The organism is Microbispora sp. H10670, assembly GCF_014161385.1.
GTDB lineage: Bacteria > Actinomycetota > Actinomycetes > Streptosporangiales > Streptosporangiaceae > Microbispora > Microbispora triticiradicis.
The window spans coordinates 62081-85041 of the sequence record NZ_JABBWW010000029.1 but is presented as its reverse complement, the minus strand read 5'-3'; the positions used below and the strand labels follow the sequence as shown (position 1 = coordinate 85041).

The following is a 22961-nucleotide window of genomic DNA, read 5'->3' as shown; positions in this document are numbered from 1 at the left end:
ACGGCGAATCAGCAGCGGTTGTGGTTCTTGTGTCATCTGCACCCGGACACGAATCTGGCGTACCACATCACCGGCGCGGCGACCGTGCGCGGTCCGCTCGACCGGGATGTGCTGCGCACCGCCCTCGCCCACACCGCCCGGCGCCACGAAAGCCTGCGCACCACCCTTCGTGAGGAGAACGAGGAGCTCGTACAGGTGGTGTCCGCGGAACCGGTCGCCGACCTGGAGGAAGTGACCGCGTCCGACTGGGCCGCGGTGCTCGACGAGGAGGCGTCCCGGCCGCTCGACCTCGCCGCCGGGCCGCTCATGCGTACGGTCCTGGTCAGGGTGTCGGACGAGGAGCACGTGCTGCTCCTGAGCCTGCACCACCTCATCTGCGACGGCTGGTCGCTCGACCTGCTGCTCCGTGAGATCACCGGCCACTACGCCCGGCTGGCCGAAGGCCGGTCGGGAAACGAGGCCCCTTCACCCGCGTCTGTGCAGTTCGCGGACGTCGAGCTGTGGGAGCGGCCGGTCACCGACGAGGACATGGATTTCTGGCGCGAGCACCTCGCCGGCGCGCAGACGCTCGACCTGCCCACGGACAAGCCACGCCCGCCGTACCAGACACACCGTGGGGACGCCGTTCCGCTGTCCCTGCCGGCCGCGACCGTGGCCGCCGTGACCCGGGCGACCGGGGCGAGTACGTTCTCCGTCGTGGCGACGGCGCTGGGTGTGCTCCTGGCCAAGCTCAGCGGCCAGGACGACGTCACCATCGGGTTCGCCGCCTCAGGGCGTACCCGGCCCGAACTCACGGATGTCATCGGCATGCTCGTCACGACGCTGCCCCTGCGCATGCGCCCGGCGCCGGAGACGACCCTCCATGACATGCTGCGCGCCACGCACGACGCCGCGCTCGCCACCCAGCAGCACCAGCACGTCGGCTTCGATCGGCTGATCAACGAGTGCGTACGGGAACGCGACCTCAGCCGCAGTCCTCTCTTCCAGGTCATGCTGTCGATCAACGGCACGCCACCGCAGTACGAGCTCCCCGGGCTCGCGGTCGACCCGGTGCCGGTGCATCCCCGAGCCAGCCAGTTCGAGTTGTCGGTGCATCTGGAGCAGTCGGTGGAGGGGTTGGGTGGGTTCCTGACCTACAACACGGATCTGTTCGATGCGCGGTCGGCGTGGTTGCTGGCGGAGCGGTTGGCGGTGGTGGTGGAGGCGCTGGCCGCCGATCCCGGCGCGCGGGTGATGGATCTCGACGTTCGTACGGCGGGGGAGAAGGCCGTCCTTGGTGCGTTGGGTGACGGTGGTCCGCTGACCGGTCCGGCTGCTGTGCCGGCTGGTGGCTGTGTGCATGGGTTGGTCGAGGCGGTGGTGGATCGGTGTCCGGACGCGGTGGCGGTGCGGGCGGTTGACGGGGTGGTGCGGTATCGGGAGTTGGATGAGCGGGCTGAGTGGTTGGCTCGTCGTCTGGTGGGGTTGGGTGCGGGGGCTGGGGTGTTGGTGGGGGTGTGCCTGCCGCGGACCAGTGATCTGATCGTGGCGTTGCTGGCGGTGTTGAAGACCGGTGCGGCCTATGTGCCGATCGATCCGGGGTATCCGCCGGAGCGGGTGGCCTACCTTCTCGCCGACAGCGACGCGGCCGTGCTCGTGACCACACCCGACCACAACCCTCTGGCCGGTTCCGCGGGCTCGGCCGGTGCGGCCGGGGTACAGGTCGTCGACGTTCGCGCGGTGCTGGGTTCGGCCGGCGAGGACCCGTGGGAGAGCGCGGTGGAGGGTCTCCGGACGGGCCCCGATTCCGGTCGTGCCGGTGGTGCGGGCCGGTTGGGTGTCTCGGTGGGTGCGGGGGATGCGGCGTATGTGATTTACACGTCGGGGTCGACGGGGCGGCCGAAGGGTGTGGTGATCGAGCATCGGCAGACGGTGGCGATGCTCGCCTGGGCGGGGCGGACGTTCGGGCCGGGGGTGCTGGCGGAGACGCTGGCGTCGACGAGTGTGTGTTTCGACCTGTCGGTGTTTGAGATCTTCGCGCCGTTGTCGGTGGGGGCCACCGTCACCTTGGCGGAGGGTAACGCGCTGGATCTGATCGAGGATCGGGCCGGGTTCGGGCATGTGACGTTGGTGAACACGGTGCCGTCGGCGGCGGCGGAGTTGCTGGCGGCCGGGGCGATCCCGCCACGGGCGGCGACGATCAACCTGGCCGGGGAGCCGTTGCCGGTGGAGCTGGTGCGGGGACTGTACCGGGACCCGGCGGTGGAGGTGGTCAACAACCTGTACGGCCCGACCGAGGACACCACATATTCCACGCACGCGGTGACCGATCCCGGTGCTGAGCGCACTCCGCTGGGCCGCGCGCTGCCCGGGTCACGCGTGCACCTGCTGGACAGCGAGCTGCGTCCGGTGCCGCTGGGTGCGATCGGCGAGGTGTACCTGTCCGGCGAAGGCGTGACACGGGGGTACCACCAGCGGCCCGCCCTGACGGCCGAACGCTACCTCCCCCTCCCCGACGACGCCCACGGTGAGAGTGGGCGGTTGTATCGGACGGGGGATCTGGCCCGCTGGCGCCCGAGCACCAGCGCGGACGGTGGGGTGGAGTTCTTCCTGGACTACCACGGCCGGGTGGACCATCAGGTGAAGCTCCGGGGGTTCCGGATCGAGCCGGGCGAGGTGGAACACGCCCTGCTCCAGCACCCGGCCGTGTCCGAGGCCGTCGTCACCGTCTACGGCGACCACCTGATCGCCCACATCGCCACCAGGACCCCCTGCCAGGACGACCCCGTCGTGCCGGAAGAGCGTGGGGAGGACGACGAACAGATCCTCCTTCGGTATCTGCGGGGCTGCCTGCCGCAGCATCTGGTCCCTGCCCGCATCGTGGTGATGGACGCGCTGCCGCGCACCCCCAACGGGAAGATCGACCGTAAGGCGCTGCCCGAGCCGACATCGGTGTCCGGCACCGGCGAGGCCGAGCCTCCCGGCACCGAGGCGCAGCATCTGGTGGCCGAGTTGTTCACCGGCCTGCTGGGCCGGCCGGTCACGAACATCCACGACGATTTCTTCAGCCTGGGCGGGCATTCCCTGCTGGCCACGCGGCTGGTCAGCCGCCTCAACGCGCTCACCGGAGCGTCGCTCCCGCTGCGGGTGGTCTTCGAGCATCCCACCATCGCCGGATTGGCGGAGTTTCTGCCCGAGCCGGCGAGCGGGCCGGTGCGGCCGGCGGCCATCCCCAGGCTGCGCCGGACACTCGGCCGTGCCGGGGCGGCGAGCGGCGTCCCGAGCGACTGACACGGCGATGAAGACCAGGTGGCCCGGGCGAGCGTGGGGACGGACGGCGGAGACGCGCGCCTGGGGAGCCGGGAGAGTCGGGGGAGCGGGCGATCAGGCCCGGTCAGGCCCGGTCAGGCCCGATCAGGGCCGATCCAGGCCAAGGCGTGGGTCAGGACCACAGGATCGTGCACGCCCAGTGCATTCCGCGGCCGTTCGTGGCCAGCGCCACGTAGTCACCCAGGCCCAGCTCCCCTGAGGCGTGCAGGTTGCCCAGCTCGAACAGGTGGTCCGCGGCACCGAAATGCCCGTGCTGCCGGGCGCCGCGGATGTTCGTACGGGACGTCGGCACACCGATCAGATCGGCCTGGGCGGCGATGACACGAGGATTGTCGTTGAGCAGGAGGAGCCACGCGAGGTCGTCCTCCGTGATGCCGGCCTGCTTGCAGGCGCGGTGGACGGCACGGGCCGTACGGTCGTTGATCTCGTCCGCGAAGGCGGCCATGCGGTCGGAGTCGTACTGGAAGTGCTCCATGATCTGCCAGGCGTCCCGGACCTTGGGAGGCGGCGTGCCGGGCCCGAAGGGTTTCGCCCCGCCGCCGTCGTCGAGGCGGAAGAAGTCGGCGTAGCGTCCGTCCGTCTCGGCGTACGACGTGCGCCAGCGCAGTGACGCGGCGTTGCGGCTGGCCACGGCCGCCGCCGCGCCGTCGGAGAACAGCAGCGAGTGGGTGTCCAGGCGGTTCCAGTACGCCTCGGTGGTGCGGTTGGCGCCGATGACCAGGGCGGTGTCGTAGGACAGGTGGGTGGCGAACCGGCCGGCCAGGGTGTCGAAGGCGGTGACGCCGCCCGCGCAGCCCTGGTCCACCAGTACGGCCTCCGCCCAGGAGAGGCCGAGCCGGTGGGCGACCGCGGCCGCCGCGTCCCAGTACAGGTACTCCGCGATGTCTGTGATCGCTAACACCAGGAGGTCGACGTCGCGGGCGGCGACGCCCGCCGCGGCGAGGGCCTGCCCGCCCGCTTCGACGGCGAGATCGGTCAGGCCCATCCCGGGAGCCGCGCGGTGCACGTAGTCGTAGCCGTACGCGAGCACCCGCGCGACGTCCTCGGTGTAATCCGCGACCACATCCTTGACGGGCACTGGCTCGCCCACTTCCGCGGCGAAGGCGATCAGCCCGAACGTCATCAGTCCTCCATCACGCCGTCAGGCGACCAGCTGGTCGAGCCGGTCCGGCTCGCGGAGGTTGTCCGCGACCGCTCGCAGGAAGGCCACCGCTTCGGCGCCGTTCACGACCCGGTGGTCATAGGCGAGGCCGAGAACGACGACCGTGGTTGTCGCGAGAACTCCGTCGTGGAGCGCGAGCTGCCGACGTAGCCCGCCGACGGAGAGCATGCACAACTGCGGCCACATGACGATCGGTTGTACGAACACCACATCGGCCTCAGTGTTGATCGAGATGGTGATCGTACCGCCATCGAGCTCGGATGTGGTGAAATCGCCTCCCCGCCACGCTTTCATCCGGAAATCCATCAGGTCGTCGGCGATATCGGTGATCGATCGGCTCGCGCAGTCCCGGATCACGGGCGTGTAGAGGCCGCGTCCCGCGTCGATCGTCACCGCGACGTGAGGTGCCTCGGAGACGGCGACCGTCCGGTCGTCCACGAGGCTCCCGAAGAGGTGGGCGAAGCGGTCGTGGGCGGCGGCGACCGCCTTCACCACGGCCTCGGGTACGCCGACCTCGGCGCCGGACTCCTCCGACAGCAGGCGCAGTCTGTCGAGGAGGGCGTCGACCCCCACCTCGACGGCGGTGAAGGCCGCCGGCACCTCCTTGTGGGCCCGGGTCACGACGGCGGCGGTGCCCCGCTGCACCCGGTCGAGCACGTAGGTCCGCCGGTCGGCCGGGGACGACTGGGCGGCCGGGGACGACTGAGCGGGCTGGGAAGCCTCGGCGGCCGGAGCGGCCTGCGCGGGCGCCGCCGATCCCGCACCACTACCGGCGGTCGTGGCCGCCTCGCCGCCCGCTCCACTCCTCGCCGCCGTATGCGCCGGGGGCGCGAGTTCGTGCAGTTCCGCGATGACGGCGCCGACCTCCACCTCGGTGCCGGCGTCGGCCGAGATCCGCAGATATCCGGCCGCCGGGGCCTCGATCTCCTCGACCGCCTTGGACGTCTCCAGTTCGACCAGGGGAGCACCCGCCTCGACCCTGGCCCCGTCCTCGGCGAGCCAGCAGGTCACCAGGTAGTGCGTGTCGTTGTTGTTCAGCTTCGGCACGACGAAAGGTACGGCGAGCGGTGGGGCGGCATCGACGGGCTCGACAACGGACTCGGCGACCGGCGTCACGACGGGCCCGGCGACGACCGCGGCGCCCGTCGCGATCGTGCCGAGGCGCTCCGCGACGGCCTCGGCGATGTGCCGCTCGCCCAGCAGCACCCGGTCCTCCAGGTGACGAGCGGCCGGGATGATCGAGTCGGCGGACGACAGCCGCAGCACCGGGGCGCGCAGGCGTGGCCACAGCCGCTCGTACACCAGCGCCGCGATGTCGGAGCCCCAGGTGCCGCCCGCCGTGCTCTCCTCGGCGACGGCCACCAGCGCGGGCCGTTCCAGGACCGGCAGGACGGGCGCGATGTCCACGGGGTACAGGCGCCCGGGGATCAGAAGGTGCGCGGTGACGCCCTGGTCCCGCAGGAGGTGGGCGGCGGCGAGCGCCCGGTGGGCGACGCCGCCCGGGCAGATCAGCACGACGTCGGGGGCCGCGCCGTCCACGGGGGTCACGTGCGCCCAGCCGGACGCGTCCCCGACGAGCGAGTGGCGGAAGTGCTCGTCCACGACCCCGTCGGGGTACGCCCGCCGGGTGTAGAGCACCTTGTCCTCGAAGAGCAGCGCGGGCCCGTGGTCCAGGGCGTGCGCGAGCAGCCCGTACGGGTCGTGGAACGGGCTGAGCTCGTACAACGCCAGGTTCGGCATGCCGATGAAGTGCTTCTGCACGCTCTGGCTGTGGGTGGGCCCGTAGCCGCGACGACCGCCGACCGGGCAGCGGAGCACGACCGGCATGGGCAGCCGCCGGCCGTACATCGTCACCGACTTCGAGATCAGGTTGAGCACCGGGTCGAAGACGAGCGCGGCGAAGTCGCCGAACATGACCTCGGCCACGACCTCGTCACCGGCGAGGGCGAGACCGGCCGCGACACCCGCGAGGCCGTTCTCGCTGATCGGGGTGGACAGCACGCGGCCGGGATGCCGGTCCGACAGCCCCTTGGTGACCTTGAAGGCGCCGCCGTAGGGATCGGCGACGTCCTCGCCGAGGAGGTGCAGGCCGGGGCGTTCGGCGAACAGCCGGTGCAGCGCGCCGTTCAGGCTCTCCGCGAGCCGGGGCGCGAGCGGTGTCATACCGCGACTCCGCGCGTCCGCAGGGTGTCCCGCAGCGCCCCCACGGAGCGGCACGCGCGGGCCTCGCGCGGACTCAGCCGCACGCCGTACGCCCGTTCGACGGTCCCGATGATCTGCACGTGGCGCAGGCTGCTCCACTCGGCGGCGGTGGCCGTGCCGGTGTTCTCGTCGACCGTCTCGGCGGGCACGTCGAGGACGCCCGCGACCAGGGTGATCAGTTCGTTCACTGTACGGCTCCCGCCTCGGCCACGTCGGCCCACCGCGACGGCGGGCGTGCCGCCACCTCGGCGGCGATCCGGTCCACCTCGGCGCGGACCCGCTCGTCGATCTCCCGGAAGCGGGGACCGAGGCGCGCCTCCAGCCCCGCCTGCCAGTCGCCCTCCCACAGGGCCGCGACCTCCTCGGCGGGGCGGGTGTCGTCGCCCTTGCTGTGCGGGCCGAGCCGCCGGGTCAGGAACCGTACGACCGCCGGCCCGCCGCCGTCGCGGACCCGCGCGATCACCGGTCCGGCTGCGGCGCGGACGGCCGGGATGTCATGGGTGGCGATCTCGGCGTACTCGACGCCGAAGGCGCGCGCCCGGCCGGCGATGGTCCCGGAGAGGTGCGCGCCGGTGGGGGTGGACTGGGCGATCCCGTTGTCCTCCACGACGACCAGCACCGGCAGCCGCCACAGCGCCGCCATGTTGAGCGCCTCGTACACCGCGCCCTCGCCCCAGGTGCCGTCGCCGACGTAGACGGCGGCGATCCGGCCGGTGCCGGCGCGCCGGTGCCGCAGCGCGACGCCCGTCGCGAGCGCCAGGCCTTCGCCCTGCACGCCGGTGGACAGGAAGCCGGGCCGGTAGAGGTGCTGGCTGCCGCCGACGCCGGCGCAGACCCCGCCCTCCCGGCCCATGATCTCGGCGAGCAGCCCGGCGGCGTCGCCGACGTGGGCCAGGTAGTGGCCGTGACCGCGGTGGTTGCTGACGACGAAGTCGCCGTCGAGCAGCGGGGCCAGCGCCACCGGCACGTACTCCTGCCCGATGCACGTGTGCGTGGTCCCGCTCAGCGCGCCGGCCTCGAACATCCGCAGCAGGGTCCGCTCGAAGTGGCGGATGCGGACCAGTTGCGCCACGTCGTCGTCTGACAGGCCGGGCACGGCGTCCGGCAGGCCGGGGACGGCGGCGCCCGCCGCGCGAGCCCGGGGGCCTTGGGCCTCGCGCGACGGGCCGAGGGTGCCGGACACGACCTACGTCGCCTTACGCATCCGCATGCCGCCCAGCGAGATCACGTAGTCGTTGGTGGCGGCGTCGTACTTGATGCCGTAGAAGGTCGGGTAGTAGCCGCTGCGCTGGTACTCCTGCGGCTGCCGGATGTCCGACTTGAAGGTGGGCTTGGTCAGCAGCCACTTCCGGGTCGCGAGCGGCTCCTGGAAGATGAGCCTGCCGTCGTGGGAGCCGTAGACGAAGACCTCGCGGAACTCCTCGGCGCTGCCGACCGGCCCGAAGTGCCGCGTCGTGTCGATCCAGTGCAGTCCCATCTGGGGCTTGGTCATCTCCACCGGGTTGCCCGGCTCGGAGATGTAGTCGGGCGCGATGTACTTCTTCTCCGGCACCTTCCCGGCACGGTCGGGGTGGAGCTTGGGGTCGATGTCCATGACCGCGTGGTGGTCGGGCGTGTAGAAGTGGAAGGCGAAGTGCGGCTCGCCGAAGATCTCGGCCGGCTTCCGTCCGTGGCTGTACCAGTTGAGCATCACGTGGTTGAAGACGGTGGCCTTCGCCTGCTTGGGGAACTCCAGGATGGTCTCCGTCGGCGGGACGGTGTCCTCGGTGGGCAGCCCGTCCAGCGCCGTCGCCGACAGGCGCACCCCGACCTCCGTGGGGTTGCCGTCCTGGTCGATGATGACGTACGGCCGCGCGGTGCCGTGGCCCACGGTCTGCGCCTCGCCCGAGTAGGTGGTGGTGTACCACTTGGCGTTGGCGAGGTTCAGGGCGCAACCGCTGGTGAGGGATACCGCGGCGCCGAGCGCCGCGACCACGACGGTGTAGCGCCGCGGCGTCCTGGGGGGTGAGATGTTCATCGGCGAGTCGCCTTCCAGACGGTGACGGGTCGTTCAGTCCTGGGTGCCGTAGACCGAGACGTGCCGGAGACAGCCCGGCGCGTAGTCGGCTTCGGTCCAGTCGGAGTAGCGTTCGAGCAGCCGCAGTCCCGCGTCACCCGCCATCTCGTCGAGCTGCCCGGCGGTGTAGTACCGGAACTTCACGGGGTAGAGCTGGATGCCGTGCGCGGTGAGCAGCACGTTCTGGATGCTCAGCACCTGGTGCCCGGGGTCGCGGAGCGCCGCGCTGAGCACCACGTGGTCGACGTCGAGCAGTGATGTGGCGACGTACTGGTCGTGGGTGAAGCGGGAGTCGTCCACCTCCATCGTCTCCACGACGAGCCGGCCGTCCTCGGTGAGGATCTCCGGGACACGCCGCAGGTACGCGCGCTGCGCCGGTTCCGACAGCAGCGCGCCGAAGGTGCCCTGTGCGAGGACGACGAGCGAGAACTTCCGCCCGAAGTCGATTTCATTCATGTCGCCGACTTCGACGGTCACCTTTTCCGCACCCGGCTTCGTGCGAAGCTGGTTGGCCATTTCCCGGCTGACTTCCACGCCGAACACCTCGACGCCGGTCCCCGCCAGCGGGATGCCGATCCTTCCCGTCCCGATGCCCGCTTCCAGCACCGGGCCGGTCCCCGCACGACTACGCAGGAACTCCACGATGGCGGCCACTTCCGCCGGGTCGTCGTTCACGACGTCGAACACGGAGGCGATGGCATCGCCATACGATTCGGCTGAATAATTTCGCATGGCCCGCCTCCGGCAGTTTTCCGACGCTTTTTATGTGCAATTCATTGTCGGAAAAGCGGCTCTCACGTTTCTCTCCGCGTGATACCGGCGGTCTCGTTCTGGCCGGAGCCGCTCGCCGCGCGGCGCGGCTCGCCGCACCAGCGGCGGAGCACCCCCGCGAGTTCGCCGCCGCCGGCCCGCCCGCCCCACGCCACGTGACCGTCGGGCCGGACGAGGACCACGGGCGGGCATCCCCGGCCGATCGGCTCCGCGAGGGTCGCGGTGACGACCCGGTCGGCCCAGCCGTCCAGCTCGACGGCGGCGCCCGGAGGGCCGGCCAGCACGAACCGGCCGTCCCGGAACCGCTCGAACAGCCGCGAGCCGTCGGTCAGCGGCCGGTCGGGGACCCGCCGCCCGGCCCAGGGCCCGCCGTCGCCCGGCGGGTAGCGCAGCGTGAGCCCGGACAGGTGCTCCAGGTTCACCCGCTGGATCGCGCGGATGCGTACGAGCTTCGTGACGATCCCGCGGACCAGCCGTGCGGCCACGCCGTTCGAGGTCTCGAAGCGGAAGGAGAGGTCGGTCTTGCGCAGGGTCGCCGCGGCGATCGGGTAGCGCTCGTCCTCGTAGCTGTCCAGGAGGCCCGGCGGGGCCCAGCCGTCGAGCTCCGCGCGGAGCTTCCAGCCGAGGTTGAACGCGTCCTGGATGCCCGTCTGCAGGCCCTGGCCGCCGGAGGGGATGTGCGTGTGGGCGGCGTCCCCGGCCAGCAGCACCCGGCCGACGCGGTAGCGCCGGGCGTGGCGCTGCGAGCTGCGGAACCGCGACAGCCAGATCGGGTCGTACGGCTCGACGTCGATGCCGAGGATGCCCGCGCAGCTCTCCCGCAGGTCCGCCGGGGTCACCGGCAGCGAGGCCGGGACGTGCATCTTCTCGTGGTCGAACACGATGACCCGGTAGGTGTCGTCCCTGAAGGGGAACAGCGCCACCATGCCCCGGCGGGTGATGCGGGCGTAGGCGGGCGGCGACGGCGGGTTGCGCAGCCGCATGTCGCCCATCATGACCGACACGTCGTAGTTCCAGCCCTCGAAGTCGACGCCGATCGCCTCGCGCACGCTGCTGTTCACGCCGTCGCAGCCGACCACGTAGTCGGCGCGCTCGGTCGTCACCACGCCGTCAGGGCCGCGTACGTCGACCTCGGCGGACTCCGCGTCCTGGCGCAGGCCGACCACCTCGGCGCCGGTGCGGACCACCGCGCCGGCCTGCTCGGCGGCGGCCTGCAGGGCGGCCTCGGTGCGGTGCTGCGGCACGACCAGGCTGTACGGGAACGGCGTGTCGAGCAGGCCGTAGTCGAGGTAGCCGTTCCGGTCGCCCACCGGGGGGTGCGGGCATGGGCGGCCGTCGGCCAGCAGCCCGGCGACCCGGCCGCGCATGTCGAGCAACTCCATCGTGCGGGGTTCCACGGTGAAGGCCCGGGACAGGGCGGCGCGGCTCGACCGCTTCTCCACCACGAGGCAGTCGACACCGCCCGCCGCCAGCTCGCCGGCCAGCGCCAGCCCGGAGGGGCCGGCGCCGACGATGATCACACGTGACACTGTCGACTCCTCGTTGGCGGGGCGGGGCGGTAGTGCGTCCGCATGTCCGGGGACGTCCGCAGCAGCTCGGCCAGCGGGCCCGCGGCGACGACCCGGCCGTCCTTCAGCAGCAGCACCTGGTCGGCCCGCTCCAGCAGGGCGGGCCGGTGGGAGACGGCGAGGCAGGTCGCCGACGTGGCGAAGATGCGCCGCCACAGCTCCTGCTCGGTCTCCACGTCGAGGGCGCTGGACAGGTCGTCCATGACCAGCAGCGCGCTGTCGCGGGCGAACATCCGGGCGGCCGCCGTGCGCTGCGCCTGCCCGCCGGAGAGGCGCACGCCGCGTACGCCGATCTCCGTGTCGAGCCCGCCGCCGAGCCGCTCCAGGTCCGGGCCGAGCACCGCGAGGGCCGCCGCCCGTTCGACCCGGCCGTCGTCCGGCAGGCCGAGCAGCACGTTCTCCCTGATCGTGCCGGACAGCAGGGAGGGGTTCTGCGGGGTGTAGGCGACGCGCGGCGGCACCATGAAGTCGTCCGGGGCGTCGACCCGCTCGCCGTTCCAGTGGATCTCGCCGTCCTGCGGCGCGTAGAGGCCGAGCACGGTGCGCAGCAGCGTCGTCTTGCCCGACCCCACCGCGCCGGTCACGACGGTGACGGTGCCCGGCCGGATCGTGAAGGACGCCTCGCGCACGCCCCGCCCGGATCCGGGGAAGACGTGCGTCAGCGACCGCACCTCCAGCTCGCGCAGCGGCTCCGGTTCCGGCGGCGCCGTGGTGAGGGACGCGTCCTCGCGCAGGTGCAGCGGGTGGTGCTCGACCAGCGTCCGCGAGGGCGTGCCGGGCAGCATGGCGGCCGCCCGTACGAACGAGACCCGGGCCTGCTGGTAGGTGCGCACGAGGTAGCCCATGAAGGACGTGTAGTCGGCCACCTGCATCAGATAGGTGGAGAACAGCACGAAGTCGCCGGTGGTGAACTCGCCGGAGCGCATCCGGCCCGCCGCCAGCAGCAGGATCAGGCCGGAGCCGATGCTCGCGGTGCTGTTGAAGACGGAGTCGATGGCGAGGCTCTGCACCTTGTCGCGGATCATCGCGGTCTTGCGCGCCTCGTTGTCGCGGCGCAGCCGGGCGACGACCTCGCGTTCCCGGCCCGCAGCCTTGATCGCGCGGACCGCGGCCACGATCTCCTGGATGGTCCCGGTGACCTGGGCGGTGGCCGCCCTGCTGCGCACCCGGATGCGGTACGCCCGGGCGCGCGCCAGCTGCGCGAGGACCAGGACGACCGCGAGCGGCGCCATGACGACGAGGGTCACCTGGACGTCGACGCTGAGCAGGATCGCCAGCCCGCCGCCCGCGAAGATGAGCCCGGACATCATGTCGAAGCCCCAGCCGCCCATCATCGCGATGGCGTCGCTGTCGTCCCGCAGGGTGGAGATGTTCTCGCCCGCGGCGGCCGGCAGCGGCTGCGCGCCCGGCTTGCGGAACACCAGGGCGAGCAGGTTGCGCTGGATCAGCCCCCGGGCGCGCAGGTACCAGCCCGCCCAGGCCACGGTCGCGCCGACGATCGCGACGCACCGGGCCAGGCCCGCGCCCACCGCGATCGCCACCACCGTCCACACGGTGATCCCGGCGGGCGCCCGGCCCTCCAGGACGTCGAACAGCAGCTTGCCCAGCACGCCGGGCAGCAGCGGCCACAGATGGAAGACGGCCCACGCGGAGGCGGCCAGCAGGTAGCGCCAGGGGCTGTAGGTGATCAGCCGCCAGAGGAACCCCAGCGGGGACGGCTCGGCCGGTCCGTTCATGTGAGCACCTTCCCGACCTGGTAGAGCCGCGCCAGCCGGGAGCCCGGGTCGGCCAGCAGGCCGGCGGTGGCGCCCCGCTCGGCGATCGCGCCGGTGTCCAGCACGATCACCTGGTCCGTACGGCGGATCGTGTCGAGCCGGTGGGCGATCACGATCGCGGTGCGCCCGGCGAGCATCCGGTCGAGCGCGCGTTCCACCTGGGCCTCGGTGACCGGGTCGAGCCTGCTGGACGGCTCGTCGAGCACGACCAGCCCCGGATCGGTCAGGAACACCCGGGCCAGCGCGATGAGCTGCGCCTGCCCGGCCGACAGGGTGCCGGGAGAGATCCGCGAGGACAGCCCGTCGGGCAGCCCCTCCAGCCAGGACCGCAGCTCCAGCACGTCGAGGATCTCCAGCAGCCGCCGGTCGTCGGCCCGCTCGTCGAAGAAGGTCAGGTTCTCCCGCAGGGTGGCGTCGAAGATCTGCACGTCCTGCGGCACGAACCCGATCCGCGACCGCAGCGACGCCAGGGAGGCCTCGCGGACGTCGACCCCGCCGACCAGCACCCGTCCCCGGCTCGCGTCGTACAGGCGGAACAGCAGGGAGGCGATGGTGGTCTTGCCCGCGCCGGTCCGCCCGACGAGCCCGAGCGTGGTCCCCGCCGGGACGTCGAACGACACCTCGCGCATGACCATGCCGTCCCCGGAGCCGTCCCCGGAGCCGTCGCCGGTCTCGTCCCCGGAGTCGTCCCGGCCGTAGGCGAAGCTGACGTGGTCGAACCGGACGGACAGCGGGCCGGAGGGGATGGCCGCGGTCCCGTCGGCGAGGGAGGACCGGTGGGCGAACAGCTCGGCGATGCGCCGCGTCGCGGCCATCGCCTGCTGGAGCGTCTGCACCTGGTGGCGCAGCACCTCCATGGGGGTGTTCAGCATCGCCGCGTACGCGACGATCAGGTAGACGCCGGCCAGGGACACCACGCCGTCGCGGTAGAAGACGCCGCCGTACCCGAAGGCGATCGCCGTGCCGGCGGTGAACGCGATCGAGAGCACGACCCAGATGGCGCTGCCCCAGCCCTCGGCCCTGACCTTCACCGGCAGCCAGGCGCGCAGGTGCCGGTGGAAGCGCGCCATGGCGTAGCCGGTGGCGCCGGACGAGCGCAGGTCCTCGGTGGCGAGGGTCGCCTCGCCGACGTAGCCGAAGAACCGGGCGCTCTGCTCCCGGTCGTCCTCCCATTTGAGCCCGGCGATCCCGGCGATCCTCGACAGCGCCAGATAGCTGAGGATCGTGACCGCGGTGAAGGTGAGCCCGACCCGCCAGTCCAGGGTGGCCAGGGCGATCAGGATGCCCAGCACCAGCAGGACGTTGCCGGCGATGTGCACGATCAGGCTGGAGAAGAACTCCGCGACCTGGTTGACGTCGCCGTCGATGCGCTCGATGAGCTCGCCGGGCGGGCGGGACTCGTGGAAGGTCAGGTCGAGCGACAGCACGTGCGCGGTCAGGTCCTCGCGGGCGGCGTTGGTGGCGGTCCACGAGACCCGCTCACTGGCGTACGCCGACACGATGCGGGCGGCCTGCCGCGTCACGGCCACGGCCAGGAACACCCCGGCGATCCCGACGAGCACGCTCTCGGCCCGGCCGAGCTGGACCGACTCGATGAAGTGCGCGGCGATGCGCGGCTCCGCGATCTCCAGGCCGATGGAGAAGACCAGCAGACCGGCCATCACCGCGACGGCCGCCGGCTGCGACCCCACGTAGGCGCGCAGGAGGGAGACGGCGGTCATCGGCGGCCGGGCGGTGCTCACCCGTCCTCCAGTTCGTAGCCGTCGAGGCACCGGTCGGCCAGCGCGGCGTACCGGCCGGGGTCGCCCTCGCGCACGAGGGCGGGCAGGTACACGTGCGGCGCCCCGTGGTAGAAGCGCTCGTACTGGTCGTGCCGCCCGGCGAACTCGCTGCCCACGGCGTCCCAGGCCAGCTTGAACAGCTTGATCCGCGCCTCGGCGTCGTACCCGGGGGACTTCACGTACTTGCCGAGGAGCGCGGCGACCTCCGGGCGCAGCAGGTCGCGGTAGGAGGACGGCAGCTGGATCAGCCCGCCGCCCGCCAGCAGCTTGATCTCGTTGATCACCTTGGGGTAGAGGTCCGGTCCCACGGCGAGCTGGGCGTACGCCGTCTCACGGTGCGGCATGACCGCGTCGGCGCCGGGCACCGGCTCGCACAGCTCCTCGGCGGCGACGACCAGCGCCTTGGCGGTGTTCACCCACGACAGCAGCTTGCCGATCTGCATCCGCACCGGCGGCATGTCGTAGACGTTGTTGGCCTTGGCGACGAGGATGGCGATGCCGGTGAGGAACTCCAGCTTGGTCCAGAACCGGGTGGCGCCGTGGTGGACGAAGCTGACGAACGCCGGGGTCTTCCAGAACTGCGCGTGGCAGGCCTCCGGGTCGCGGTAGGCGAACACCCGCTCCCACGGCACGAACACGTCGTCGTAGACCACGAGCGCGTCGTTCTCGTCGAGCCGGCTGGAGAGCGGGTAGTCGAAGACGCTGGTGGCGCGGGCCTCGTAGGAGGTCCGGCTGACGAAGGAGATGCCGGGCGCCGCGACCGGCACCGAGAAGCTCACCGCGTAGTCGGCCTCGCTGGGCGGCATCCGCTGGGTGACGCCGACCAGGATCTCGTCGGCGAGGGCCGCCGCGGTGCCGATCATCTTGGCGCCGCGCACGACGATCCCGTCGTCGCGCTCGGCGACGACCCGCAGGCACAGGTCGTCCTCCATCTGCTCCGACGGCGCCTTCGTGCGGTCGATCTGCGGGTTGACCAGCGTGTGCGCCTGGTAGAGGTCGCCCTCGGCCATCCGCCGCCAGTGCGCGACCAGGTTGGCCGAGCCGTCGAACCCGTCGCGGGCCAGCACGCCCGGCACGGTCGCCATCCCGGCGACCGCCGAGGCCATGTAGTCGGGGGAGCGGCCGAGGAACCCGAACGTCGCCTCCGACCACAGCTTGAACGCCCGGCCCTTGGCCTTGAGCTCGTCCTTCGTACGCGGGATCTGGTAGGCGCGCGACACCGGCCCGTCGACGCCGGGCACCGACGCCGTCAGCGTCTCGGGGTGCTCCGCCGTCAGGTCGTAGAGGTCGGCGATCGAGCGGACCGAACGCCGGAAGGCGGGATGGGTGGTCAGGTCGTCCACCCGCTCGCCGTCCAGCCAGATCGTCCTGCCGTCGCGCAGCGCGTCGAGATAGTCCTTGCCGGTCCTGGTCATCGTGCCGCCTCCGCCCAGCGCAGCCCCGGTTCCGACGCCGACAGCGGGGGCCCGGCCACGCGGAGGGGCGCCCGCGCCTTCAGCAGCATCTCCTCGAACTCCTCGGCGGGATCGGAGTCGAGCACGATCGCCCCGCCCGCCCCCACCGTCAGGCCCTCGGCGGTGGCCACCGCGGTGCGGATGACGATGTTGAGGTCGGCCGTGCCGTTGTGGCCGAGGAAGCCGATGGCGCCGGAGTAGACGCCGCGCGCCGTCTGCTCCATCTCGTCGAGGATCTCCATCGTGCGCAGCTTGGGCGCGCCGGTCATCGACCCGCCGGGGAAGCACGCCGTGACGCAGCCGATGGCGTCGACGTCCGGGCGGAGTGTGCCCTGGATCGTGGACACGAGCTGGTGGACGGTCGCGTACGTCTCGACCGCCATGTAGCTGGGCACGTGGACGGAGCCGACCTCGCAGACCCGCCCGAGGTCGTTGCGCAGCAGGTCCACGATCATCAGGTTCTCGGCTCTGACCTTGGGATCGGTCGTCAGCCGGGCCCGCAGCCGCAGGTCCTCCCGGCGCCCGCGACCCCGGGCCGCGGTGCCCTTGATCGGTTTCGTCTCCACGGTCCGGTCCGGCCGGATCCGCAGGAACCGCTCGGGGGACGAGCAGAGGACGGCGAAGCCGCCCAGCCGCAGGAAGGCCGCGTACGGCGCGGGGTTGGACGCGCGCTGCGCGAGGTACAGCTCCAGCGGATCGCCGGTCACGGGCAGCCGGGTCTGCGTGGTCAGGCAGATCTCGTAGCTCTCGCCCTCGCGCAGCTTGCCCCGGCACGCCTCGACGTCGTCCAGGTAGCCGTCCCGGGCGCGGAGCAGGCCGGGCTCGGGGTCGTGGCCGTCCGCGGCGGGCGTGTTCGCTCCCGGTGGCGGCCGCCACCGGGCGAGCCGCCGTTCGGCGCGGGCCAGCCACGACGACGCGGCGGGGTCGTCCGGCGACCGGGTCAGCGCGATGAGATGGGTGGTCCGCTGCTCGTGGTCGACCACCACCAGGCGGGTGGCGGACAGCCACACCGCGTCGGGCGTGGTGGCGCGGTGCCGGCACGGCGAGCCCAGTTCGGCCCGCAGCTCGTAGCCGAAGTAGCCGACGTATCCGCTGGTGAGGTCGAAGGGCACGTCGGGGACGTCGAGGACCGGCTCCGCGAGCCGGGTCCGGAGGGCCTCGAAGATCGAATCCGGCCAGGTGACGGTCTCCGGGGCCGGCCCGCTCCGGATCGTGAGCCCCTCGCCGACGGAGTAGCTCAGGATCTCGCCGTCGCGGCCCTCCGGCGCGCCGAGGAAGGAGAACCGCGACAGGCCGGGCTCCACCCGGCTGCTGTCCAGCCAGAACGCGTGCTCCAGGCCGCCGAACAGGTCCGTGAACGCCGCCGCCGTGTCCACCTCGTACGGCACCACGCGGTGCAGCAGCCGCCACGGGCGCACGGCGGCGGGCGGCGCCTCGGACGCGAGGGGCGCCGGCTGGGCGGACGCCCGTCGCGGCGCCCGCGCCGGGCGCAGTGACCTGCCCTGTTCCGCCAGCGCCTTCGCCGCGAGACGGCCGAAGTTCTCGACCAGCTGCGCGCCGTGCTCGGTCGCGATCGACTCGGGGTGGAACTGCACCCCCCACAGCGGCCGCTCCCGGTGCCGCAGCCCCATGAGCACGCCGTCCTCCGCCCACGCCGTCGGCGTGAGGGTGGCGGGCAGACCCTCCTCCGGCACGCACAGCGAGTGGTAGCGCACGGCCTGGAAGTCCTGGGGCAGTCCCTGGAAGAGGTCCTCGCCGGTGTGCCGCACACGGGTCAGGTGACCGTGCCGGGGCCGGGGCGCGGGCACCACGTCGGCTCCCGAGAGCAACGCGATCGCCTGGTGACCGAGGCAGACCCCGAGAAGCGGGACCCTGGTGCGCGCCACCACCTGCCGGACCGCGCCGAGGTCGCGGTCCCGGCCCGGATGGCCGGGGCCGGGGGAGACGACGATCGCGTCGAACTCCTCGATGTCCAGACCGGGCCACGCGGCGTCGTCGTTCGTCACCACCGTCGGCTCCGTGCCGTACACCCGGGCCATCAGCTGAAAGAGGTTGTAGGTGTACGAATCATGGTTGTCGATCAGTAGCGTACGCATACGGTCCCTCATCTCGACCAGTAAAGCTACGACTTGCATAAACCGCGGCCTGGTCGTGGACAATGCGAAAAGAGCGGGCTGAGAGCGGGCTGAGAGGCGGGCCCGGCGGGCGAGAGCGGATTGATACGGCACTGGATATCCACCGCGAATACGTTCACGACGCCAGAATCCCGGCGACCGGAGAGTCCTATGACCGCCACCGAAATCCCCGTACTCCCCGACCTCAACCACTCGACGGAGCGGGCCAGCGCCGGAAAGCAGCCGGCGACCGCCGACCCGGGTCTCCTCGGGTACCCCGCCTTCGCCACCGCGGCGTTCGCGCTGGCCCTGTTCCTGACCGGTTTCAACCAGGTCACCATCCCCAGCACGCTCGCCGCCCCGCTGCCGATCATGTCCCTCTGCGGCGTGCTCCTCATCGGCGCCACGGTCTGGGCGGCCCGCCGCGGCGACGGCTGGCAGGCGACCATGTTCGGCCTGTTCGGTGCTTTTTGGCTGAGCTTCTCGATGCTCGTGTTCGGCCTCGTCAACAGCTGGTTCGGTCAGCTCCCCGAGCCCGCGCAGCGCGGCGCCCAGGCCAACTTCATCCTGGTCTGGCTCGGGCTCATGACCGTGGTGACCCTCACCACCCTCCGGCTTCCGAAGATCTTCGGGCTGCTGTTCCTCGTCATCGACTTCTCGCTGCTGACGCTGTTCATCGCCGTCAGCGTGGCGCGGCCCGGTGCCGCGGGTGACCCGTGGATCCTCCCCTTCGGCATCATCGCGATTTTCTCGATGCCGCTGATCGGCATGTACCTGTTCGCCAGCACGCTGAACACCTTCCTCGGCGGCAGGCAGTTCCCGGTGGGCAAGCCGTTCAAGAGCTGAAACCGGCTCGAAGTAGTACGGTCTGGAAAAAACGAAACCACTCGATCTGGCGGGCGTCGGAGAAGGCGCCCGCCGAGGTCGGGTAATTCGCTGATTGAGGAGTGGAAAGCGTGACCGTATACAACCGCCGGGGGTTCCTGGCCGGCGCGGCGGCAGCCGGGGCCGGCCTGGCCTCGGGGGTCGCCCTGGGCGGCACACCGGCGTCCGCGGGAACCACCGGCACCCGGTGCGTGCCCGAGTTCGGCCCCGTCGTCGTCAAGCCCGGCGATCCCCGCTTCGACAGCATGCGCAGCGGGCACAACATGCGCTTCACCGGCGCCCCCGACCAGGTGACGGTGGTGGGCTCGGCGGAGCAGGTCGTGGACGCGGTCGGCGCGGCCGTGGCGGCGGGCAAGCGGCTGGTCGCCCGCTCCGGCGGCCACTGCATGGAGGACTTCACCACCACCTCCGACATCAAGGCGGTCGTCGACCTGTCCCAGATGACGGCGGTCTACCACGACGCGCGTCGCGGGGCCTTCGCGGTGGAGCCCGGCGCCCTCGTCGGCGAGGTGGCCGAGACCCTCTTCAAGGGCTGGGGCGTGATGATCCCCTTCACCGGTTGCGCGACCGTCGGCATCGGAGGGCACATCCCCGGCGGCGGCTACGGCTTCTTCTCCCGCAAGCACGGCCTCAGCGTCGACCACCTGAACGCGGTCGAGGTCGTCACCGTCGACGCCTCGGGCAGGCCCCGCGTCATCGTCGCCACGGACAGCCCGTCCGACCCCAACCGCGACCTGTTCTGGGCGCACACCGGCGGCGGCGCGGGCAACTTCGGCATCGTCACCCGCTACTGGTTCAGGACGCCGGGCGTGACGTCCACCGACCCCACCAGGCTCCTGCCCCGGATCGGCAACCAGCGGGCCCGCCTGCTGATGTGGTCGTGGGACGCGATGACCGAGCAGGCCTTCACCACCCTGGTCGGCAACTACTGCACCTGGTACCAGAACAACAGCGCACCGGGCAGCCCGGCGGTCAACCTGTGGGGCACCCTCACCACCAACCACCGTTCGGCCGGGACCCTGATGCTGCTGGCGGGCGTGGACGAGTCGGTGTCGGGCGGCCAGGCCCTGCTGGACGCCCACTTCGCCGCCGTCACCTCCGGGGTCGGCGTCGAACCGATGGTCGACGTCCAGGAGACCACCCCCTGGCTCGACCCCCGCAACTGGGTCAGCGACCCCGCGGGCCGCCAGAAGAACAAGACCGCCGACCTGCGCCGCAGCTACACCCCCGCGCAGATCGCGACGCTCTACCGGCATCTCAGCGACGACTCCTACTACAACCCCAACGCCCTGGTGAACATCACCGGCTTCGGCGGGCGGATCAACAGCGTGGCGTCCGGCGCGACCGCCGCCGTCCACCGCGACTCCGTCCTGCGTGTCTACTTCACCGCGGGCGGCTGGAGCAGCTCGTACGAGGACGAGGCCAACATGGCCTGGATCCGGAACCTCTACCGGGAGCTCTACCAGGACACCGGCGGGGTGCCCGTGCCGAACGCCGTCAACGGCGGGGCGTTCATCAACTACCCCGACAGGGACCTGGCCGACCCGGCGTGGAACACCTCCGGCACTCCCTGGCACGCGCTCTACTACCGCGACAACTACCCAAGACTGCAGCGGATCAAGAGGCAGTACGACCCGCGCAACGTCTTCCGGCACGGCCTGTCCATCGGCCTGCCCTCCTAGCACAAAGCACACCACGCGCCCGCGGCGCGAATCCGGAGCCGGAGGATCTCCATGCTCACTCATCCGTCAACCCGGACCGTCCCCGACGGAATCAGGGGCAAGAGCCTGATCGCCCTGTCCGTCGTGGTGGCCTTCTGGGCGCTCATCATGGTCGACGAGATGGTGATCAGCATCTCGCTGGCCGGTATCGGCCAGGCGCTCGAGATGTCCCAGACCCAGCTCTCCTGGGTCGTGAACGCCTACCTCCTCCCGTACGGAGGCCTGCTGCTGCTCGGCGGCAGGGCCGGCGACATCCTCGGCAAGCGCCGGGTGTTCGTCGCCGGCGTGGCCTTCTACACCGCGGGCTGCCTGGTGCGCGCGATCGCTCCGGACGCCTGGTTGGTCATCGCCGCCCGGGGGGCCCAGGGCGTGGGCGCGGCGCTGGCCACACCGTGCGTGCTGGCCCTGATCGTCAGCATGTTCGAGGAGGGCCCGCTGCGCCGCCGGGCCATCAGCGCGTACACGATCGCGGGCGGCGCGGGCGCCGCCGTCGGGCTGATGCTGGTGGGGCTGCTCGGCACGATCAGTTCCTGGCGCGTGGTGCTGCTGCCCAGCGCGGTCTTCGGCCTCGTCCTCCTGGTGCTGGGCCCGATGGTGATCGAGGAGACCCCGCGCCGCCCCGGGCGGTTCGACTTCGCGGGCGCGCTGAGCGCCACCCTGGGCGTCGTCGCGATCGTCTACGGGCTCACCACCTCGCAGGGCGGCGACTGGCTCAACGGCTGGGTCATCGGCTCCGTCGTGGCCGGCCTGGTGCTCCTCGGGCTGTTCGTGCTGATCAGCCGCCGGGCCAGGCAGCCGCTGCTCGACCTCGGGCTGTTCACCGACCGGAGCCGCGTCGGGGCCTACCTGGTGCTGATGATCACGCCGGGCGCGCAGATCGGCCTGTTCTTCTACCTGAGCCAGTACTTCCAGATCGTCCTCGGCTACGACACCCTGACCACCGCGTTCGCCTTCCTGGCCGTCTCCGTCGGCATGACCGGCGCGGCGAGCCTCGCCGTCCGCCTCGAACCCAGGATCGGCGGACGGATGGTCGTGCTGATCGGCGCGGTGCTGTTGCTGATCTCCAACGCCTGGCTGCTGCGGATGGACATCGGCGACGGCTACTGGACCGGTGTGCTGCCCTCGCTGGTGCTCGTCGGGGCCGGGGTCGCCATGGCGATCATCCCCGCGTTCAGCCGCGCCACCTCGGGCGTGGAGAGCGAGGACGCCGGCGCGGCCTCCAGCGTGGTGAGCATGGTCCAGAACGTCGGGTCCTCCCTCGCCCTCGCCGTGATCGTGGTCATCGCCACCGCGGCGAGCACCCGCGCCACCGAGCACCCGCCGGCCGGTCTGTCCAAGGCCGCCCTCGACGGGTACGTGTTCAGCCAGGGCATGCAGGCGACCTTCCTGACAGGTGCGGGCTTCGCCGTGGCGGCGCTGCTCGCCGCCCTGCTCATCGGCAGGTCCCGGACCTCCTGAGAGCCCGAGATGAGCTACCGGGAACCGCTTGAGGAGACCAGGCTCCTGGAGTCGTTCGCGAACACGATCGACGTCGAACGCGGCACCGACCTCCTGGAGAGCGTGGAGGGCATGCGCGCCTGGCTGGCCGCGCAGGGGCTGCCCGCCCACGTCACGCCGCACGACCTGGCCCGCGCCCGCACCCTGCGGCAGGGCTTGCGGGCCCGGCTGCTCGCCGACGGCGAGCAGCCGGACCGCCGGTCGATGGCCGCGGCGCACGCCGTCCTGGACGGCCTCGCGCTCCGCTCCGACGACCCGCTCGCCGCCATCGCCCGGGCCTGGCTCGCCACCACCGCCGGCGGGGAGTGGCCGCGCCTGAAGCGCTGCCCCGACCGGCGGTGCGGCTGGGTCTTCTGGGACGGCTCACGCGACGGCACCCGCACCCGGTGCTCCCGCCCGCCGGCCGCATCCTCGGGCGCATCCCCGAGCCCATCCGGGAGCGCGGTGCTCACGGTGCTGAGAGGCCGCCCATGAGACGCCCGAAAGCCGTCACGACCACGACCACAACCAGGACCACGACCAGGACCACGACCAGGATCACGGCCAAGCGACGCCGCCCCAGGCCCGCCGACCTGGACCTGCGCACCCCCTCCGGCCGCGTCCTGCCCTACTGACGAAGACCCGCATGCTTATAGGACTACAGTTATATAAACTGTAGTCCTATAA

At 71.8% G+C, this 22961-nt stretch carries 17 protein-coding genes; 6 read left to right on the top strand and 11 right to left on the bottom strand.

The window, feature by feature from the left end; all coding sequences use genetic code 11:
* Positions 1–3270 (top strand): non-ribosomal peptide synthetase (locus HHX33_RS29685; RefSeq protein WP_182877482.1); only part of this gene is annotated, 3270 nt, incomplete at its 5' end.
* A 151-nt stretch (positions 3271–3421) separates the two neighbouring features.
* Here the strand turns inward: HHX33_RS29685 and HHX33_RS29680 are convergent.
* From HHX33_RS29680 to pabB, 11 genes are all read right to left on the bottom strand, one after another.
* Positions 3422–4432, bottom strand: a complete 1011-nt coding sequence (locus HHX33_RS29680) for a 3-oxoacyl-[acyl-carrier-protein] synthase III C-terminal domain-containing protein (protein WP_138462285.1) — start codon at positions 4430–4432, stop codon at positions 3422–3424.
* A gap of 18 nt (positions 4433–4450) precedes the next feature.
* A complete protein-coding gene (locus tag HHX33_RS29675) occupies positions 4451–6634 on the bottom strand; it encodes a 2-oxo acid dehydrogenase subunit E2 (protein WP_182877481.1) in 2184 nt (727 codons plus the stop codon).
* The gene (locus HHX33_RS29670) at positions 6631–6861 is read right to left on the bottom strand and encodes an acyl carrier protein (protein WP_117408636.1); all 231 of its coding nucleotides are present in this window, start codon (positions 6859–6861) and stop codon (positions 6631–6633) included. Before HHX33_RS29670 ends, HHX33_RS29675 begins: the two co-directional genes overlap by 4 nt.
* Positions 6858–7856: a thiamine pyrophosphate-dependent dehydrogenase E1 component subunit alpha gene (locus HHX33_RS29665; protein WP_182877480.1), complete on the bottom strand. Its 999-nt coding sequence runs from the start codon at positions 7854–7856 to the stop codon at positions 6858–6860. The genes HHX33_RS29670 and HHX33_RS29665 overlap by 4 nt, the downstream gene beginning before the upstream one ends.
* A gap of 3 nt (positions 7857–7859) precedes the next feature.
* Entirely contained in the window at positions 7860–8690 is an 831-nt protein-coding gene (locus HHX33_RS29660; protein WP_182877479.1) for a DUF5602 domain-containing protein, read from the bottom strand.
* A gap of 33 nt (positions 8691–8723) precedes the next feature.
* On the bottom strand, positions 8724–9416 hold the full coding sequence (locus HHX33_RS29655; RefSeq protein WP_167521585.1) for a class I SAM-dependent methyltransferase: 693 nt from the start codon (positions 9414–9416) through the stop codon (positions 8724–8726).
* A 107-nt stretch (positions 9417–9523) separates the two neighbouring features.
* On the bottom strand, positions 9524–11029 hold the full coding sequence (locus tag HHX33_RS29650; protein ID WP_182877478.1) for an FAD-dependent monooxygenase: 1506 nt from the start codon (positions 11027–11029) through the stop codon (positions 9524–9526).
* Positions 11017–12804: an ABC transporter ATP-binding protein gene (locus HHX33_RS29645; RefSeq protein ID WP_182877477.1), complete on the bottom strand. Its 1788-nt coding sequence runs from the start codon at positions 12802–12804 to the stop codon at positions 11017–11019. Before HHX33_RS29645 ends, HHX33_RS29650 begins: the two co-directional genes overlap by 13 nt.
* Positions 12801–14585, bottom strand: a complete 1785-nt coding sequence (locus tag HHX33_RS29640; RefSeq protein WP_182877476.1) for an ABC transporter ATP-binding protein — start codon at positions 14583–14585, stop codon at positions 12801–12803. Before HHX33_RS29640 ends, HHX33_RS29645 begins: the two co-directional genes overlap by 4 nt.
* Entirely contained in the window at positions 14582–16039 is a 1458-nt protein-coding gene (locus tag HHX33_RS29635; RefSeq protein WP_182877475.1) for a 4-hydroxyphenylacetate 3-hydroxylase family protein, read from the bottom strand. The genes HHX33_RS29640 and HHX33_RS29635 overlap by 4 nt, the downstream gene beginning before the upstream one ends.
* Positions 16036–18174 carry an aminodeoxychorismate synthase component I gene (gene pabB / locus HHX33_RS29630; RefSeq protein ID WP_182877474.1) on the bottom strand — a complete coding sequence of 713 codons (2139 nt, stop codon included), beginning with the start codon at positions 18172–18174 and terminating at the stop codon, positions 16036–16038. Before pabB ends, HHX33_RS29635 begins: the two co-directional genes overlap by 4 nt.
* Positions 18175–18363: 189 nt before the next feature.
* Between pabB and HHX33_RS29625 the strand changes: the two genes are divergently transcribed.
* The 5 genes from HHX33_RS29625 to HHX33_RS29605 all read left to right on the top strand — a co-directional run bounded on the left by HHX33_RS29625 (position 18364) and on the right by HHX33_RS29605 (position 22909).
* Entirely contained in the window at positions 18364–19038 is a 675-nt protein-coding gene (locus tag HHX33_RS29625) for a GPR1/FUN34/YaaH family transporter (protein WP_111699814.1), read from the top strand.
* A 110-nt stretch (positions 19039–19148) separates the two neighbouring features.
* Entirely contained in the window at positions 19149–20759 is a 1611-nt protein-coding gene (locus HHX33_RS29620; RefSeq protein ID WP_182877473.1) for an FAD-binding oxidoreductase, read from the top strand.
* 51 nt (positions 20760–20810) lie between these two features.
* A complete protein-coding gene (locus HHX33_RS29615; protein WP_182877472.1) occupies positions 20811–22256 on the top strand; it encodes an MFS transporter in 1446 nt (481 codons plus the stop codon).
* Between the two features lie 9 nt (positions 22257–22265).
* On the top strand, positions 22266–22769 hold the full coding sequence (locus tag HHX33_RS29610; protein WP_182877471.1) for an ABATE domain-containing protein: 504 nt from the start codon (positions 22266–22268) through the stop codon (positions 22767–22769).
* Complete coding sequence (locus tag HHX33_RS29605; protein WP_182877470.1) at positions 22766–22909, top strand: hypothetical protein; 144 nt, start codon at positions 22766–22768, stop codon at positions 22907–22909. The genes HHX33_RS29610 and HHX33_RS29605 overlap by 4 nt, the downstream gene beginning before the upstream one ends.
* Positions 22910–22961 lie beyond the last annotated feature (52 nt).